13 protein-coding genes are annotated in these 17,694 nt (G+C 58.0%); 3 read left to right on the plus strand and 10 right to left on the minus strand.

Features of this window, described 5'->3' with window-relative positions; genetic code table 11:
* Positions 1–35: 35 nt before the first annotated feature.
* The gene (gene bioH, locus AC559G_RS00405) at positions 36–806 is read right to left on the minus strand and encodes an alpha/beta hydrolase family protein (RefSeq protein ID WP_498910428.1); all 771 of its coding nucleotides are present in this window, start codon (positions 804–806) and stop codon (positions 36–38) included.
* A gap of 38 nt (positions 807–844) precedes the next feature.
* Between bioH and gntX the strand changes: the two genes are divergently transcribed.
* Both gntX and nfuA read left to right on the plus strand, forming a co-directional pair.
* Positions 845–1,525 carry a DNA utilization protein GntX gene (gene gntX / locus AC559G_RS00410; protein WP_498910429.1) on the plus strand — a complete coding sequence of 227 codons (681 nt, stop codon included), beginning with the start codon at positions 845–847 and terminating at the stop codon, positions 1,523–1,525.
* A gap of 58 nt (positions 1,526–1,583) precedes the next feature.
* On the plus strand, positions 1,584–2,159 hold the full coding sequence (nfuA, locus tag AC559G_RS00415) for a Fe-S biogenesis protein NfuA (RefSeq protein ID WP_438599285.1): 576 nt from the start codon (positions 1,584–1,586) through the stop codon (positions 2,157–2,159).
* Positions 2,160–2,238: 79 nt separating this feature from the next.
* On the opposite strand, the gene malQ is transcribed toward nfuA, so the two are convergent.
* Positions 2,239–4,332, minus strand: coding sequence for a 4-alpha-glucanotransferase (gene malQ / locus AC559G_RS00420; protein ID WP_498910431.1), 2,094 nt, complete (start codon positions 4,330–4,332; stop codon positions 2,239–2,241).
* 9 nt (positions 4,333–4,341) lie between these two features.
* On the minus strand, positions 4,342–6,750 hold the full coding sequence (gene malP, locus AC559G_RS00425; protein WP_498910433.1) for a maltodextrin phosphorylase: 2,409 nt from the start codon (positions 6,748–6,750) through the stop codon (positions 4,342–4,344).
* Positions 6,751–7,244: 494 nt separating this feature from the next.
* Between malP and malT the strand changes: the two genes are divergently transcribed.
* Positions 7,245–9,959, plus strand: a complete 2,715-nt coding sequence (malT, locus tag AC559G_RS00430) for an HTH-type transcriptional regulator MalT (protein WP_498910435.1) — start codon at positions 7,245–7,247, stop codon at positions 9,957–9,959.
* Positions 9,960–9,970: 11 nt separating this feature from the next.
* Here malT and AC559G_RS00435 read toward each other — a convergent pair whose 3' ends face one another.
* The 7 genes from AC559G_RS00435 to uspA form a co-directional block, all read right to left on the minus strand.
* Positions 9,971–10,573: an SIS domain-containing protein gene (locus tag AC559G_RS00435; RefSeq protein WP_498910437.1), complete on the minus strand. Its 603-nt coding sequence runs from the start codon at positions 10,571–10,573 to the stop codon at positions 9,971–9,973.
* Positions 10,570–12,207 carry an FGGY-family carbohydrate kinase gene (locus AC559G_RS00440; RefSeq protein ID WP_095846724.1) on the minus strand — a complete coding sequence of 546 codons (1,638 nt, stop codon included), beginning with the start codon at positions 12,205–12,207 and terminating at the stop codon, positions 10,570–10,572. The genes AC559G_RS00435 and AC559G_RS00440 overlap by 4 nt, the downstream gene beginning before the upstream one ends.
* 11 nt (positions 12,208–12,218) lie before the next feature.
* Positions 12,219–13,172, minus strand: a complete 954-nt coding sequence (locus tag AC559G_RS00445) for an ABC transporter permease (protein WP_498910439.1) — start codon at positions 13,170–13,172, stop codon at positions 12,219–12,221.
* Between the two features lies 1 nt (position 13,173).
* Complete coding sequence (locus tag AC559G_RS00450; protein WP_498910441.1) at positions 13,174–14,163, minus strand: ABC transporter permease; 990 nt, start codon at positions 14,161–14,163, stop codon at positions 13,174–13,176.
* Positions 14,156–15,655: a sugar ABC transporter ATP-binding protein gene (locus tag AC559G_RS00455; RefSeq protein ID WP_498910443.1), complete on the minus strand. Its 1,500-nt coding sequence runs from the start codon at positions 15,653–15,655 to the stop codon at positions 14,156–14,158. The genes AC559G_RS00450 and AC559G_RS00455 overlap by 8 nt, the downstream gene beginning before the upstream one ends.
* Before the next feature lie 128 nt (positions 15,656–15,783).
* Positions 15,784–16,770 (minus strand): autoinducer 2 ABC transporter substrate-binding protein, encoded by a 987-nt coding sequence (locus tag AC559G_RS00460; RefSeq protein ID WP_498910445.1) that lies wholly within the window; start codon positions 16,768–16,770, stop codon positions 15,784–15,786.
* Positions 16,771–17,211: 441 nt separating this feature from the next.
* Entirely contained in the window at positions 17,212–17,667 is a 456-nt protein-coding gene (gene uspA / locus AC559G_RS00465) for a universal stress protein UspA (RefSeq protein WP_279024700.1), read from the minus strand.
* Between the last annotated feature and the right edge of the window lie 27 nt (positions 17,668–17,694).

Below are 17,694 nucleotides of genomic sequence, written 5' to 3' on the forward strand. Positions count from 1 at the left end.
GTATTACTCTCCGCTCTCCATCACACCGGCCAATGCTAGCGTTCGGCGACAAACCGGGTTATCACCTCAGCAAACCCTTCCGGGTGGGAGATAAACGGCGCGTGCGCAGCCTTGGGGATAATGACCGAGCACGACTGCGGCCACTGGGCATCCAGCAAAGCGGCGACCTTGCGCGGCACCAAACCATCGAGATAACCGTAAATCCGCAGCAACGGCAGCGTGAGCGCCGCCATCGGCCGGCGCAAATCACAGGTACGCAGTATTTCCAGGCCGCCGTTCAGCACATCGACGCCCGGTACCGGCTGGCTCAACACCACCGATTTCAGCAAGCGGGCATCCTGGCGGGCGCTGGCCGTTCCCAAGGTCTGTAGCGCCAAAAAACGCTCCACGGTACGCTGGAAATCATGGCTCAGCTGATGCTGAAAACCGCTTAAGACGTCAGGGCGGATCCCCGGCCAGTCATCATGAGCAGAGAAGCACGGCGATGACGCCACGGTAATCAGCCCCTGCACGCGCTGCGGTTGCGTTAAGGCAATCTGGCTGACGACCAGCCCGCCCAACGACCAGCCCAGCCACCAGGCCTGCGGCGGTGCCGCTGCCAACACTACCTCCGCCATCTGCGCCAGCGATAGCGCACCAAAGCCCTGGCTGCGGCCATAGCCGGGTAAATCCACCAGATGCAGGCGAAAATGCGGCGCCAACCGCTCCAGCGTGCAACCCCACACTTGCGCATTCAAACCCCACCCGTGCAGCAGCACAAGATCGCGTTCGCCTTCGCCTATCGTTTGCCAATACAGCGCCGTCATCGTTATTGTCCTTGTTATCAACCGTCACGGAGGCGCCTATGCTATCAATCCGCAGCCGCTGTTGGCTATGCCGGCAGCCATTACGTCTGGCCGCACAAGGCATTTGCAGCTATTGCCTGCCGCCGCTGTTGGCCACGCCGCCCTGTTGCCCCCGCTGCGGCCTGCCGGCGGACGCGCGCTATATCTGTGGGCGCTGCCTGCAACGGCCGCCGCCGTGGCAGCGTATGGTGTTTGTGGCGGATTATCGTCCGCCGCTCAGCCAATTAATCCAGAAGTTCAAATACCATCATGCGCCGGAATTGGCGCCCACGCTGGCACGCCTGTTACTGTTACGCTACTTGCAAACCCGGCGAGAGCAAGATCTGAACAAACCCGAGATCGTTGTCGCGGTACCTTTGCAGAGAAAACGCGCCTGGCGACGGGGCTATAACCAAACGGATTTGCTTGCCCGCCCGCTGGCGCGCTGGCTGGGGTGCGAATATCGCCCCGCGGCGCTGCGCCGGGTGCGGGCGGCCACGCCGCAACGGCAACTGACGGCCCGCCAGCGGCGGCGCAACCTGCGCGGTGCATTCCGCTGTGATGACAATCTGGCTGGGCGGCACGTCGTGCTGCTGGACGACGTGGTCACCACTGGCAGTACCGTGGCGGAAATCGCTAAACTATTACAGCAGCAAGGCGTCGCGTCATTGCAGATATGGTGCATTTGCCGCACGTTGTAGTGCCCTGGCAATGGGCGTATTATAACCAACTAAAGAAGTCAACTACTGAGCTAATGCTATGATTCGTATAACAGATGCTGCACAGGAACATTTTGCCAAACTGCTGGCAAATCAAGAAGAAGGCACCCAAATCCGCGTCTTCGTGATTAACCCGGGCACGCCGACGGCCGAATGCGGCGTCTCTTATTGCCCGCCGGACGCGGTGGAAGCAACGGACGTCGAATTGAAATTCGATAAGCTGTCTGCTTACGTCGATGAGTTGAGTGCGCCGTATCTGGAAGATGCCGAGATCGACTTCGTGACCGATCAGTTGGGCTCACAACTGACGCTGAAAGCGCCTAACGCCAAAATGCGTAAGGTCAGCGACGATGCCCCATTGATTGAACGGGTTGAATATGTTCTGCAATCGCAGATCAACCCACAGCTGGCTGGCCACGGCGGCCGCGTAACGCTGATGGAAATCACCGACGATGGGCTGGCGATCCTGCAATTCGGCGGCGGTTGCAACGGCTGTTCGATGGTCGACGTCACGCTGAAAGAAGGCATTGAGAAAGAGCTGTTGCAGACGTTCCCTGAACTGAAAGGTGTGCGCGATCTTACCGAGCACCAGCGCGGCGAACACTCTTACTTCTAACCGCCGGCGCACGTGCCTATGCGCGGGCGAGCAACCACCGGAGCAGGGCGGCCTGCCCTGCTCCGGTGCTAAACACCCGCTACCCCACTGAAACCTTCCGCCGCCGCCGGTCTAAATCCTTCAGTAACCGATTCACCTGCCGATCGGCAAACATCGCCTCCAACGTTTCCGTCAGCTTCCGCCGCCAGTTTGGGTACTGATTGCTGGTGCCGGGAATATTCACCGGCTGCGCCATGTCCAGCCAGTCTTCCGGTTGCAGGCCGAGCAACGCACTGGCGCTATCGGCGATATAACGCTGCAGGCCGCGGTTCAGCAACGGGCTCATGGCCAGCGTTGCCGCGCGTTTGCCCACCTTCTGCGGCACGCAGCCATAGCCATGCAGGCCATCAAGCAAGCCCTGTTTGGCCCGATCGCGTTCGGCATATAGCCCACGCAGCACCTGCGCATCCGGATACAGCCCCAGCTTCTCCCCCAGATGCAGATCGTCGCTTTGCCAATAGCCGCGCAAGGTGGGCAGATCGTGGGTGGTGATGGTGGCCATCGCCTGCACTGGGTAAGCCTGCGGCGCCCGGAACTGGTTCTCTTCATCATGCTCGAAATACAACACTTTGTAAGAGTAAACCCCGCTGTCGCGCAGCTTGCTGACGATTTCGACTGGTACGGTGCCCAAATCTTCACCGATGATCATGCAGCGGTGCCGCTGGCTTTCCAACGCCAACACCGCCAGCAGATCATCCACCGGATATTGCACATAGGCGCCGCGATCGGCCGTTTCGCCATACGGGATCCACCACAGGCGCAGCAGCGCCATCACGTGATCGATACGCAGTGCGCCGCAACTGGTCATATTGGCCCGCAGCAAATCGATAAACGGCTGGTAGCCGCGCGCTCTCATCACGTGCGGATCTATCGGCGGCAGGCCCCAATTCTGCCCCAACGGGCCGAGGATGTCCGGCGGCGCGCCGACCGAGGCCTGCAGGCAATACAGTTCACGCTCCCACCAGGTTTCCGCGCCGCCTTCGGCTACGCCCACCGCCAGATCGCGGTACAGCCCAATAGGCATCTGCTGCCGTTGGCTCAGACGAAAGCAGGCATCAAACTGGCTGGCGGCCAGCCATTGCAGCCACTGATAAAACACCACCTCTTCCTGGTGCCGTTGGCAAAACTGCGTGACCGCTTCGCTGTTCGCCTGGCGGTATGCCGCCGGCCATGCCGGCCAGCCCCACATGGCGCCATCCTCCGCGCACAGGTGAGCATGTAAAGCGTCGAACACCGCCTGCTGATACAGGCTGCTGCCGCCGGCGGCTACGAAGGTATCGAAAGCCTGTTTTAATGGATCATCCGCGCTGCGCGCTAAAAACAGCGGAAAAGCCAGCTTCAACGCCGCCAGCTTCAGCCGGGTCACCGTGCCGTAATCCACCCAGTCACTGCTGCGTGCCGCGTGCAACTTTTTTTGGGTGGCCGTTTTCTTCCACCACTTTTGGGCCGCTGCGCTGCGCTGGAAATCCTCCACCGCGTTCACATCAATATAAATCACGTTCAGCCAGCGCCGGGATGACGGGCTGTAGGGGCTGGCGCTTTCCGGGTTGGCCGGATACAGCGCGTGAATCGGGTTAAGGCCGACAAACGCTCCACCGCGTGCGCCCACTTCCACCACCATCCGTTGCAGATCGCCAAAGTCCCCGATGCCCCAGTTGCGCTCAGAACGCAAGGTGTATAACTGAACACAGGCTCCCCACAGCTTTTTCCCCGCCTGCAGGCTAACCGGCTCAAAGCAGCGTTGCGGCGCGACGATCAGCCGGCAGCCCCATTGCTGTTCCCCCTGCGCCAACGTCAGTTGGTGATAGCCCAACGGCAGGTTATCCGGCAGCGTCAAGGTCTTGCTTGCCCGGGCGCGCCCCTGCCGTTGGCCGCCCTCTTCCAGCACCAGTTGCCAGCGGTATTCGCCGCTGCCCGCCAGCGGCAGAGCGATCGGGCTGCCGGCATGAAACACTTTCACCGCCGGCAACGGCGCGGTTTGCGTCGCACCCGGCGCGGCCTGCTGATGGTTCATCGCCGCCAGCAGTTTACGCTTGGTGTCATGCCCAATGGCCTGCAGCTTGCCATGGGCATTGATGAAGTCGGCAGCAATACCCGCCCGCGCCGCCGCCTGCTCAATACCTTTACGCTCCATACGTTCTCCTTAACGTTTGGCCTGCCAGATACGCTGTTGATAATCGCGGATCGCGCGATCCGAACTGAACATGCCAACGCGTGCGGTGTTAAGGATGGTACGGCGCGTCCATTCATCACGGTTGCGATACAGCTGATCGACCTGCCGTTGCGTCTGGCAATAATCGGCAAAGTCCGCCAACACCAGGTACGGATCGCCGCCGGCCAGCAGACTGTGCAGCAGCATGTCAAAGGCGTGTTTGTCGCCGTGGCTGAACAGGCCGCTGGCCAGTTCGTCCAGGATGGCTTTCAGGTGTTTATCTTTCTTGCGGTAGGCGAGCGGATCATAGCCCTTCGCCTGCAGCGCCTTCACTTGTTCCACCGTGTTGCCGAAGATGAAAATATTCTCCTGGCCAACCTGCTCGGCAATCTCAACGTTGGCGCCGTCCAGCGTGCCGACGGTCAGCGCCCCGTTCAACGCCAGTTTCATGTTGCCGGTGCCGGAAGCCTCTTTGCCCGCAGTGGAAATTTGCTCGGAAATATCCGCCGCCGGGATCATCAGTTCCGCCACCGACACGCGGTAATCGGGAATGAACACCACTTTGATCCGATTCTGCACCAGCGGATCGTTATTGATCACCTCGGCCACCTGATTGATGGCATAGATGATGTTCTTCGCCAGGTAATAGCCCGGCGCGGCCTTGGCGCCGAACAAAAATACCCGCGGCACGATATCCAACTGCGGGTTATCGCGCAGTTGGCGGTACAGCGACAGGATATGCAGCAGGTTGAGGTGTTGGCGCTTGTATTCGTGCAGGCGTTTAATCTGTACATCGAAAATGGCGTCCGGGTTCAGCGTCAGGCCCATGACGTTGTGCACATAGCTGGCCAGCGCCACTTTGTTATCGTACTTAATCTGCTGATAGCGCTGGCGGAAGCCGGCATCGTCGGCGTATTTTTCCAGCCCTTGCAACGCATCCAGATTATTCGCCCACTCCACCTTCAGCGTTTCATCGATCAGGCCCGACAGCGCGGGGTTACACTGTTTCAGCCAGCGGCGCGGCGTGATGCCGTTGGTCACGTTGTGGAACTTTTCCGGCCACAGTTGGTGGTATTCCGGGAACAGATCCTTCACCACCAGATCCGAATGCAGTTGCGCTACGCCGTTGACGGCAAAACCGCTCACCACGCACAGGTTGGCCATGCGCACCTGTTTGTCATGATGGACCGCCAGCTTGGCCCATACGGCTTTATCGTTCGGCCAGTGCTTATCGACCAACGTTTTGAAGTTGGCGTTAATCTGTTTGATGATGGAAAAATGGCGCGGCAGCAGGCTGCGCACCAGTTTTTCGTCCCAGCATTCCAGCGCTTCCGGCATCAGCGTGTGGTTGGTATAGGCGAATGTTTTACTAGTGATCGCCCAGGCGGCATCCCAGCTTAATTGGTGTTCATCAAGCAGAATGCGCAGCAGTTCCGGGATGGCGATGGTGGGGTGGGTATCGTTGAGCTGGATCACTTCATATTTGGGCAGTTCTTCCAGCTTGCGCCCTGCCTGATGGTGTTTGCGCAGAATGTCCGCCACGGAGCAGGCGCACTGGAAATATTGCTGCATCAAACGCAGGCGTTTGCCGGCCTGGTGATTGTCATTGGGGTAGAGCACTTTGGTCAGTTTGGCGGCTTCAATGCCCTGTTTCTCTGCCTGCAGGAACTTGCCGTCGTTGAAATCGCCCAGATTGAACGGGTGCGCGTGGGTGGCCTGCCACAGCCGAAGCGGCTGGGCCACGCCGTTGCGGTAGCCCAATACCGGCAAGTCCCAGGCTTCGCCACGCAGGGTAAACGCCGGGCGCCACAGTTCGCGGCCATCCGCTTGCTTTTCAAGCTTGCCGCCAACGCCCACGTCCACGCTGAGCGCGGCATTATGACGGAACCACGGGTAACTTTCACGCTGCCAATCGTCCGGCGCTTCCTGCTGTTGGCCGCCGCTGAACGACTGGCGGAACAGACCATACTGATAATTCAGCCCATAGCCGGTGGCAGGCTGTTCCACCGTGGCCATAGAATCAAGAAAACAGGCCGCCAGGCGCCCTAATCCCCCATTGCCCAACGCCGGATCGGTTTCCTGCTCCAGCAAATCCGCCAGCGCGATCCCTTGCTCCGCCAGCACGCCTTCCACGGTATCGTACCAGCCCAGGTTAATCAGGTTGTTTGACGTCAGGCGGCCAATCAGGAACTCCATAGAGATATAGTTCACGTGGCGCAGCGTTTTGCTACTGCGCGTGCGCGGCGCCGGCTGGGCCGCCAGTTGTTCCGCCAGCGCGGCGCTGACCGCCTGCCACCACTGGTGCTGGGTCATCTGCTCAGCGGCATCCAGGCCAAAGCGTTGCCATTGACGGGTCAATGCCGCAACAAAGGCATCCTTTTTAAGCGTAGGCTGTGACATAGGGAAACTCTCTATCCTGTAAGTGGGCCAATTTGGGGTTATCGTGCCGGGGAGCGCGCATGAGAGCATCATCCCGCCTGGGGATTAGCTGGGGAGGAGGATTGGGGCGTAGTTAAAATTGTGATCGCAGACACTTTTTGCCCCCTGAATGCAGCAAAAAGCCGCCGTGGGCGGCGGCAAACGAACAATATGCTCTATTAACGTTAGCATAGTTGTGCGCATTGCTGGATTTTTGCACGCCGCGCCCGATTCACCCCTAAAAAAGTAGGGAAAACGGCGCCGCTCGCTGGCGGATATAAACGTAAAAAAGTGTGATCGGCAGCAACTTAACTCCAAGCGATGCAGGAAGCTTGTTGCAATACGTGTAACGTTGTCGGAAGTTAAGTAGATAATAAAATAATGTGTTGCGAGCCTCTCTCTCGGGAATGGCGATGTAATACATACCTTTGGGCAGGTTAACGGCTGCGTAAAGCGCAACGGGCGTCTGAAAAACTATGCTGATCCCTTCAAAACTGAGCCGTCCGGTACGGCTGCAAAATACCGTGGTGCGCAATCGCCTGCTGGCAAAGTTAGCCAGTGCGGCAAACTATCGCCTGACGTTGGTCAACTGCCCGGCCGGCTATGGGAAAACAACGCTGGTGGCCCAATGGGCCGCGGGCAAAGCGGATTTGGGCTGGTATTCACTGGACGAAAGCGACAACCAACCCGAGCGCTTTGCCAGCTATCTGGTCGCCGCCCTGCAACAGGCCACCGGCGGCCACTGCGTGAAAAGCGAAGCGCTGAGCCAAAAACACCAATATGCCAGCCTGCCCGCGCTGTTCGGCCAACTATTTATTGAGCTTTCGACCTGGCACCAGCCGCTGTATCTGGTGATTGACGACTACCATCTGATCACCAATGACATCATCCACGAAGCGATGCGCTTTTTCCTGCGTCACCAGCCGGAAAACATGACGCTGATTCTGCTGTCGCGCACGCTGCCGCCGCTTGGCATCGCCAACCTGCGCGTTCGCGATCAGTTACTGGAGCTAAGCAGCCTGCAGTTGGCGTTCAACCATCAGGAAGCCAAGCAGTTCTTTGATTGCCGTTTGTCCATGCCGCTGGAGCAGCACGACAGCAGCCGCCTGTGCGATGAAGTTGAAGGCTGGGCCACCGCGCTGCAGCTGATCGCCCTTTCCGCCCGCCAGGCCACCTCCTCCGCCCAGCTTTCCGCCAAACGGCTGGCCGGGCTCAACGCCAGCCACCTGACCGACTATCTGGTCGATGAAGTGCTCGATCACGTCGATCCCGCGGCCCGCGCCTTTTTATTACGCTGTTCCGTGCTGCGCTCAATGAACGATGCGCTGATCGTCCGGCTGACGGGTGAAGACAACGGCCAGCAACGTTTGGAAGAGTTGGAACGCCAGGGGCTGTTTATCCACCGGATGGACGACACCGGCGAATGGTTCAACTTTCACCCGCTGTTCGCTTCTTTCCTGCGCCAGCGCTGCCAATGGGAGCTGGCGATGGAGCTGCCCGGCCTGCACCGTGCGGCGGCTGAAGGCTGGCTGGCGCTCGGCTACCCGGCGGAGGCCATTCACCATGCGCTGGCCGCCAGTGACGTCAGCATGCTACGGGATATCCTGCTGCAACACGCCTGGTCGCTGTTCCACCACTCGGAGCTGGCCCTGTTGGAAGAGTGCCTGAATGCCCTGCCGTATGAGCGCCTGATCCAAAACCCCAAGTTGGCGTTGCTGCAAGCCTGGCTGGCGCAAAGCCAGCACCGCTATAACGAGGTGAATACCCAGCTCGAACGCGCCGAGCAGGCAATGCTTGAGCACAAAATTGAGATCAACCCAACGCTGCATGCGGAATTCAACGCCCTGCGCGCGCAGGTGGCGATTAACGCCGGCAAGCCGGAAGAGGCCGAGCGGTTGGCCGCCGAAGCGCTAAAATTCCTGCCGCTTTCCAGCTACTACAGCCGCATTGTCGCCACCTCGGTTACCGGCGAAGTGCATCACTGCAAAGGGGAACTGGCGCGGGCGCTGCCGATGATGCAGCAAACCGAGCAAATGGCGCGCCGCCATCACGCCTACCACTACGCGCTGTGGGCGCTGCTGCAACAAAGTGAAATTCTGATCGCCCAGGGGTTCTTGCAGGCCGCCTACGAAACCCAGGATAAAGCCTTTGAGCTGGTGCGCGAGCAGCACCTGGAACAGTTGCCGATGCACGAATTCCTGTTGCGCATCCGCTCGCAGATCCTGTGGTCGTGGGCACGGCTGGACGAAGCCGAGGAAGCGGCGCGTGAAGGGCTGAAAGTGCTTAGCAACTATCAGCCGCAACAGCAGTTGCAGTGCCTGGCCATGCTGGCGAAATGCTCGCTGGCCCGCGGCGATCTGGACAACGCCAACGCCCATCTGCAACGCTGCGAGGCGCTGCTGCACGGCTCGCAATACCATCGCGACTGGCTGACCAACGCAGACAAGCCGCGCGTGATTTACTGGCAGATGACCGGCGATACCCAGGCGGCCGCCAACTGGTTACGCCACACCGAAAAGCCGGGCATGGCCAATAACCATTTTATGCAGGGCCAGTGGCGCAATATCGCGCGCGTGCAGATCCTGCTCGGGCAGTATGAAGAAGCGGAAGTGGTGCTGGATGAACTGAACGACAACGCCCGCCGCCTGCGGCTCTCAAGCGATCTTAACCGCAACCTGTTGTTGAGCAACCAGCTCTATTGGCAGATGGAGCGCAAGAACGATGCCCAACGGGTATTGATCGAATCGCTGTCGTTGGCTAACCGCACCGGCTTTATCAGCCACTTTGTGATTGAAGGCGAAGCCATGGCGCAACAGTTGCGCCAGTTGATTCAGCTCAATACCCTGCCGGAGCTGGAACAGCACCGTGCACAGCGTATCCTGCGCGACATTAACCAGCACCACCGGCACAAATTTGCCCATTTCGATGAGAACTTCGTTGAAAAACTGCTGACGCACCCGCAGGTGCCGGAGCTGATTCGCACCAGCCCGCTCACCCAGCGGGAATGGCAAGTGCTGGGGCTGATTTACTCCGGTTACAGTAACGATCAAATCGCCGCTGAACTGGCCGTGGCCGCGACCACCATCAAAACCCACATCCGCAATTTGTATCAAAAACTGGGCGTCGCCCACCGCCAGGAAGCCGTGCAGCAAGCCCAGCAGTTGCTGCGGATGATGGGCTATGGCGCCTAGGTAAAAGGCCGCTAGCGCCCTTCCCGCAGGCTTTTGCCCACATTCCCGCCGGGGTGCACCGCCAGCAGGGTTTGCTTATCAAAGCCGTTGCGCGCCATCAGGCAGGCGCAAGCGGCGTCAAAGATCGCCAATACCAGCACAATTGACGTTGTTGCCAGCATATTCAGCGGATCTATCTCCTTTTCCACCCCGGTTTTGATCGTCAGCTGCGCCGCACGGGCGATAGCGGAATCAAGATTTTCAGTGACGCAGATAATCGGTACGCCCTTGGCATGCAGCGTGGGAAGCAGGCGTGCAAGCTCTTCCGAATTACCGCCGCGCGAGATCAAAATCATCAAATCTTCGCTGCGCAAAAAGCCCAAATCACCGTGCGCCGCGTCGGTGGCATTCAGATAGATTGCTGGCCGCTCCACACAGGCCAACATATGGGCGACCTTGCGCGCGGCGATGCCGGATGTGCCCACACCGCTAACGGCAATCTTGCCTTTACAACCGCTGAGCTTCGCGATCAACTGTTGCCAGGTTGCGGCGTCAATCCGCTGTGGCAACTGCGCCAATTCACGGCTGTAAACCGCCCAGGCATCGACGGCACGCTGCCATTCCTGCTCGCTCATGCCCCCTCCTGCATCAGTTGTCGATACTTCATGTGGTCATGGTACAGCTCATGAAAAACACGGTATTTGCGATCGTAATACTGCTTAATGCTATTGGTCTGCGGCGTAACGGTTTTACCGATGCGGCTCATGGCGTTCATCGCCTCCGGCAGCGTGTCAAATACCCCGGCAGCAACGGTGCCCATCATGGCGCCGCCCAATAACATTGCTTCGCTCTCTTCGGGCAAGAGCATCGCGCAACCGGTCGCATTCGCGTGTTCCTGCACGAAGATCGGGTTTTTGGTGCCGCCGCCGCTGGCCATGATGGTATCAATGCTGTAGCCGCTCTGGTTCATGGTCTCAATGATATGGCGCGTGCCCAGCGCGATCGCCTGAATCGCCGCCAGGTAGTGCAGCGCCATGTCTTCCGGCGTGCGTGAAAGTTTTAACCCGGTCAGGACGCCCGTTAAGGTTGGGTTAGCGCGCGGCGAACGGTTGCCGTGGAAATAGGGCAGCATATGGATATCCCTGGTCAGGAAGGCGATATGCTCCGGCTCGCCCGCCATACGTTTTAGCAACGCGTTCAAGACTTCATAGATGGTTTTCCCGCCGGTTTTGGCCTGCGCCAGCAGCTCCGGATAGCACGGATGTGACTGAATGACGTGATCGATAAGCGCCCCGGTGGCTGACTGCCCGCCTTCATTCAGCCAGTAGCCCGGCAAAATGGCGGAATAATAAGGGCCCCATACGCCGCTGATAAAACGCGCGGTGCGCGACATCGCCATATGCCCGGTGGAGGTGCCGCCGATTAACGCGATTCGTCGATCGAAATCCGCCACCTCGCCGGAAACCCCGGTGGCGCCAATGGTGCCCAGCGTCCCGGCGTGCGCATCAATGATGGAGACGCTGACGGCAGTGCCGGCGATCAGGCCCATTTCGCCGGCGGCGCGTACGGTCAGGCCGTGGCCCAGCGGCTCGCCCATTATTTTCACATCGCTGCCGATTTTTGCTGCGTCGTGTTCCAGCACGTCTTCCAGCCCAATCTGTTTGAAATAGCTTTTTTCCCAACGCTGTTCATGGCCGAGGTAGGTCCATTTACACACGGTTGAGCACAATGAGCGGGTGGCGTCTTGGGTGGCGCGCCAGGTGAGGAAATCCGGCAGATCGAACAGGTAGCCGGCATTGGCCCAGGTGGTGGGCATGTGTTGCTTCAGCCAGAGCATTTTCGGCGTTTGCATTTCCGGCGAGATAATACCGCCGACAAAATCCAGCACCCGATGTTTGGTGGCGTTGATACGCTCAGCCTGAGCGATCGCCCGGTGATCCATCCACACGATGATATTCTGCTCGGTGCGGCCGGACGGGCTGACGGTCAGCGGCTTGCCTTCTTTATCCAGCACCACCAGCGAGCAGGTGGCGTCGAACCCCAGCCCTTTCACCTGGATCGGGTTGATATCAGCCTGGTTGACGGCATCACGTACCGCGTTGCACACCGCCTGCCAGATATTGTCTGAAGATTGTTCGACAAAATCCGCCTTTGGGCGGTACAGTTCGATAGCCCTGCTGGCCTGCCCGACCATATGCCCGTTGAGATCGAATACGCCTGCGCGCGCACTTCCGGTGCCAACATCTACGCCAATGAAATAACTCGCCATTCTTCTTCTCCTCAGGCCTTTCGATTCTGTAATGCGATAAACAGGATCAGCACGCCGCCCCACAGGGCCATTGTCAGATAGCTGCTGACGCCCAGCAGATTGAGGCCGCTTTCCAACATCTGTAGCACGATCAGCGCCAGCAACAGCCCCAGGATACGGCCAAACCCACCGTCCGGATTAATGCCGCCGAGCACCGAGGCCAGAATGGTCACCAGCAGATAGGATTCGCCGTAACCGGCCTTGGCGGAGTTGAATTTCGCCATCATCAGCAGCGCGGCCCCCCAGCCAAGCAGGGCCGAAAGGATATACACGGCGATTTGTACCCGCGCCGTATTGACGCCGCTAAAGCGGGTCGCCTGCTCGTTGGAACCGATCAGGTACAGGCTGCGCCCCAGCGTCGTGTGTTCCAACAGCAGCCACAGCCCGGCGGCCACCAACAGGAACAGCAACAGCGCCACCGGAATGCCAAGAATACTGCCATTGCCGATGTACTGAATCACTGCGGGGAAGCCAGAGATCACGGCGCCGTTGGAAAGCAGGATATTCAGCCCGCTGATGAGCGTCATTGTGCCCAGCGAAGCCAGAATCGGCGAGACACCAACCCAGGCGACCAGCGCGCCGTTCAGTAGGCCAATGGCAAGCGCGACCGCCAGCCCGGCCAGCAGCGCCAGGGCGATAAACAACGGTTGATCGGGATGGCTGATGATGATCGCCGCCATCACCAGCGAACAGGCATTCGCCCCGGCGATAATCGACAGATTGATGCCGCCGGTTAGCATGGTGATCCCCATACCGAGCGCCAGCATACCGAGGATCGGCAACTGCGAGGCGATCGACTGGAAGTTGCCGGCGCTGAAGAAACGCCCGCCCAGCAGCCCGGCGAACAGCAATGCTACGGCGATGATGATAATCCCCTGCAAGCGGATGATACGGTCGCCGGGGAGAAAACGAATTAACTGCGACATGTTATAACTCCTTGGCCAACTTACGTTTTTCATTCCAGGCGGTTGCGCTGATGCTGATCAGAATAATCATCCCGCTAAACACCGTATGCCAGTAAGAAGAAACGCTAAGCAACGTCAGGCCGTTTTGCAGGAAAGCCAGCAGCACGACGCCAAGCAAGGTGCCGGTAAGAGAACCACGCCCACCGGTCATGCTGGTGCCGCCGAGCACCACGGCGGCCAGCACCGTCAGTTCAAAGCCAAGCAGCGAATTGGGAGCGACTGATTGGGTTATCTGCGCCTGCACAACGGCGGTAACACCGGCCAGAATGCTCATATAGCCATACACGTAGAAGTGCAGCCGCAGCAGGTTTAGCCCCAGGCGCGATGCCGCATCGCGGTTGCCGCCCATGGCGAAAATCTGGCGGCCCAGCCGGGTAAAGTTCATCAGTACGCCGGTGATGACGATGACCGCCAACAGGCACAGCAGCGGCAGCGTCAAGCCGTAGTCATAGCCATCAGCGGCGGTGAACGAAAACCAACTGATGCCATCCATGAACCAGTCCGGAAAGCCATACAACCAGGTGCCGTTGGTGGCATACACCAACAGGCCATAGAACAGGTTGAGTGTGGCAATGGTGATAATAATGGCGGGCACCTTCAGCCAATAAACCAGAAAGCCGTTCACCAGCCCAAGCAGCAGCCCCACGCCAATCGCCAAAGCGAACGCCAGCGGGAAGTTGCCGCCATGATCAATGACCCAGCTTGCCATCACGTACTGGGCGATGGCGGTGACCGCCGGGAAAGAAATATCAATACCGCCGGCGATCAGCACCACGAACAGGCCGCAGGCCAGGATCCCCAAAATGGCATAGCTGGTGGCGACGTCCGTCAGGTTGCCGAGCGTCAGGAATTCGGTCGTCGTGGCGCTCAGGCCGATAGCCAGAAACAGCACCATCAGGCCCAGGTAAAGCTCATGCCGCCCTGCCAGGCGTGCAAGAAGGGATTTATCCATTGACCACCTCGGCAATCTGTTGTTCCGTACTGTGGTGCGGCGCAAATTCGGCCACCAGTTCGCCTTTGCGCATCACCAACACCCGGTGGCTGTTATAGTAGGCTTCCGGGATCTCATCGCAGATCATCAACACCGCCATCCCTTGCGCGGCCAGATCTCTGGCGATCTGGTAGATCCCTTCTTTATTGGCGATATCGACGCCGACGGTAGGCGAATCAAGGATCAGGATCTTCGGCTGGGTAGCGACCCATTTGGCGATCGCTATGCGCTGGGCGTTGCCGCCGGATAGCGTCTTCAACGGCAGGCCGCTATCGGAGACTTTGATATTCAACTCGCGAATCAGCTTATCGACCAGGGCGCGGGCACGCTGGTGATCCAACAGCCCGAGTGGCGTATGTAGCTTGTCAAAAACGGTGACGATGGTGTTGTCAAAGATGGATTGCTCCATGATAAGCCCCTGCGTCAGGCGATCTTCAGAGACGTAGCCGATACCATGGCGCACCGCATCCCGGTTAGTGCGCAGTTGCACCGGCTGCCCCGCAATGCGGATTTCACCGCCGTCAGGGTGCGCCATGCCAAACAGCGCCAGGCACAGCTCCGTGCGGCCGGCGCCCAGCAGGCCAACGATGGAAACAATTTCGCCGGCACGCAACGCCAGGTTGATATTGTGATATTTTCCACGCCGCGTAAGCCCGCAAACCTCCAGCAGCGGAGTGCTTTCCACCGCTGGCTGCGCCGGCAGTTGGCTGTAATGGAAGCGTTGGCCGGTCATCAGGAAAGCCAGCTCGTGGCTGTCCAACTCGCTTGCCGGGTAAGTGCCGACCAGTTGGCCGTCGCGCATTACGCTGATCCGATCGGCCACTTCCATAACTTCATCCAGCCGGTGGCTAACGAATACGACGCAGATGCCAGCCGCTTTCAGCTCATTAACCACCCGCAGCAGGCCATCCACTTCCTGGCGGGTGAGCGAAGCGGTAGGCTCGTCCATGATCACCAGCCGCGCTTCGGCGGCGAGCGCCCTGCAGATGGCGACCAGTTGGCGATCGGCAATCGACAGTTTCTCGACTTTTTTATCCGGATCGATACGCACGCCGACGCGGGCCATAACATCCAGCGCGGTCTGACGCATCGCGCGTTGATTAACCCAAAAATGCCCGCCGGGTAAGTGGCGATGGATAGCAATATTTTCCGTCACCGTCAGGTTAGGGAATAACGATAGATCCTGGTAAATAACTTGAATGCCGTAATAAGCGGAAAGCTGTGGCGTCAGGGAATGGAATAGTTTCCCTTCAAATAAAATAGTGGCACCTTTTTCGGGTTGGTACACCCCGGAAATAATTTTAATAATGGTGCTTTTACCACAGCCATTTTGCCCGGCCAGGCAATGCACCTCGCCTTTATTCAGCGTGAGATTGATCCGATCAAGGGCCAATACGCCAGGAAACTGCTTACTGATATTTTCCAGCGTGATAAATGCAGTGGTTGATGTCATAACGTTAGCCTGTGCAATGTGTTATTTTGACGCGGATGCATAAAATAATGGCTATTGTTTTTCAGGCGCACGCCTCTTTATAGCCAGAGGAGTGCGCTTCTTTTCCCTGGTGTGGCGCAAGATAAAAATTAAAAGCCCAGTGATTTGGCGTTGTCTTTCGTCACTTCCAGAATTTTGTTGAACCGAATGACTTTGTGTTCCATATCGACATCCGCCTTGCCCAGCCCATCAATGGTCAGATCCGGGGTGACTTCCTTACCTTGCAGCAGCTGATCGGCCACCGTCACCAGGGCATAACCTGCGTCTTTCGGGTCCCACAGCAGGGCCTTTTTGATATCGCCGCGCATCAGGTAGGGCGCCGCCTGGGCCGGCATGGCAATGCCCACGACGCTAATCTTGTCTTTGGCGCGCTTGCTGGCGACCGCCTGGCCGGCACCAATCGGGCCGAGGGAGCCGAAACCGATGATGCCTTTCATCTGCGGGTAGGTTTTCGTCAGATCCAGCGTGGTGGCATAGGATTTGTCGATGCTTTCCGCCACCGGCAACCGGGAAGTGACCTCAAACATGTCTGGGTACTTTTCTTTCTGGTATTTAATGGCGAAATCCGCCCAGGCATTGTGCAACGGCACGGTCAGTGAACCGACATAAATCGCGTAGCCGCCCTTACCGCCCATGTTCTTGGCCAGCTCATCAATATTGGCCTGAGCATATTTCTCACTGTCGATGGTTTCGATATCCCATTGGCCGATTTGCTGATCCGGCGATTCATGGGTGAGCACCACAATGCCTTTATCGCGCGCTTTCTTCAGCACCGGCTCCAGCACTTTGGCATCGTTCGGCACCACAATAATAGCGTTCACGTTTTTGGCGATCAGATCTTCGATCACTTTCACCTGGGCGGCGGGATCGGGGGTTGAAGGGCCGGTTTGGTAAGCATTAACGTCCAGTTTGGTCGCCGCTTCTTTAACACCGACCTCCATACGGTTAAACCACGGAATCCCCGTAACTTTGGCGACCACGGCAATGTCATATTTCTCCGCAGCAAAGCCCGGTGTTGTTGATAATATGCACGCAGAAACCACACATGCATTGAATAATGCGAGGTTAAATTTCATAGCTGTACCTTTTTTATCTGTAGGGGGAGGTTTCTCCACGGCCTGCAGATTACAAAGGAATGGAATAGCACGCGCAGTCGAAGTTAACAAAATGTGATCTGTGCCCATTAAGGTAAAATTACCGGCGATTACTTGTTAAAAATAAGTTAATTATTTACATGGTGGTAATATTACAACGCGCCAGAACGAAAAAACAAACCATTTGTTAACAATAAATAAACAATAATATAACTTAAGATGCTTTGCCTGCCGTGGTATAACCACTGCAGCCGTGAGGCAATAACGCTATTGGTGGGATCTGTGAACAATATCACTTTTCACCGGCGTAAAGACAGCCCTGCCAGATTGAGGTTATAGGCTTGCCGCATAAAAGAGACGCGCCGACCCGCCGGCGGGAAAGACCCCCATCCCGAACAGAATGGGGGTGAAGCAAAATCGTGCTTACTCGGTTTCTTCTTCTTCAGCTTCATCGTCATCGCGCAGCGGCACGATCAGCATGTCGATATGCACGGTGTTGATCAGTTGGCGCGCAGAGGACATCAGTTTGCTCCAGAAGTCCTGATGATGGCCGCACAGCACCAGATCCATATCGTATTTTTTGATGGCATCGACCAGCACCTGCGCCAAATCGCCACTACCGCTCAGGGTTTGAGTGATCGGATAACCGGCGTTCTGCGACAGTTCGGCCAATGCGTGGCGGGTTTCTTCAGAGATGCGCTTTTGCATATCGCCAAGGTTGACGTCGATCAGGCCGGTGTAAAGATCGGAATAGTTAACATCCACATGAATCAGAGACACCTTCGCATTATACGGCCGCGCCATTGATACGGCTTTCTCGACCAGCGTCTTGCTTTCTGGCGATAGGTCAACCGCGATCAGAATGTGTTTGTAAGCCATGAGAATACTCCTTCCATATAAGACTGA

It is taken from the genome of Gibbsiella greigii (assembly GCF_039540155.1).
Classification (GTDB): domain Bacteria; phylum Pseudomonadota; class Gammaproteobacteria; order Enterobacterales; family Enterobacteriaceae; genus Gibbsiella; species Gibbsiella quercinecans.

Coding starts and splice junctions, on each gene's coding strand:
- malP (WP_498910433.1), bottom strand. CDS start 6,750: ATGTCACAGCCTACGCTTAAAAAGGATGCCTTTGTTGCGGCATTGACC.
- bioH (WP_498910428.1), bottom strand. CDS start 806: ATGACGGCGCTGTATTGGCAAACGATAGGCGAAGGCGAACGCGATCTT.
- uspA (WP_279024700.1), bottom strand. CDS start 17,667: ATGGCTTACAAACACATTCTGATCGCGGTTGACCTATCGCCAGAAAGC.
- malT (WP_498910435.1), top strand. CDS start 7,245: ATGCTGATCCCTTCAAAACTGAGCCGTCCGGTACGGCTGCAAAATACC.
- AC559G_RS00455 (WP_498910443.1), bottom strand. CDS start 15,655: ATGACATCAACCACTGCATTTATCACGCTGGAAAATATCAGTAAGCAG.
- AC559G_RS00460 (WP_498910445.1), bottom strand. CDS start 16,770: ATGAAATTTAACCTCGCATTATTCAATGCATGTGTGGTTTCTGCGTGC.
- AC559G_RS00450 (WP_498910441.1), bottom strand. CDS start 14,163: ATGGATAAATCCCTTCTTGCACGCCTGGCAGGGCGGCATGAGCTTTAC.
- gntX (WP_498910429.1), top strand. CDS start 845: ATGCTATCAATCCGCAGCCGCTGTTGGCTATGCCGGCAGCCATTACGT.
- AC559G_RS00435 (WP_498910437.1), bottom strand. CDS start 10,573: ATGAGCGAGCAGGAATGGCAGCGTGCCGTCGATGCCTGGGCGGTTTAC.
- AC559G_RS00445 (WP_498910439.1), bottom strand. CDS start 13,172: ATGTCGCAGTTAATTCGTTTTCTCCCCGGCGACCGTATCATCCGCTTG.
- AC559G_RS00440 (WP_095846724.1), bottom strand. CDS start 12,207: ATGGCGAGTTATTTCATTGGCGTAGATGTTGGCACCGGAAGTGCGCGC.
- nfuA (WP_438599285.1), top strand. CDS start 1,584: ATGATTCGTATAACAGATGCTGCACAGGAACATTTTGCCAAACTGCTG.
- malQ (WP_498910431.1), bottom strand. CDS start 4,332: ATGGAGCGTAAAGGTATTGAGCAGGCGGCGGCGCGGGCGGGTATTGCT.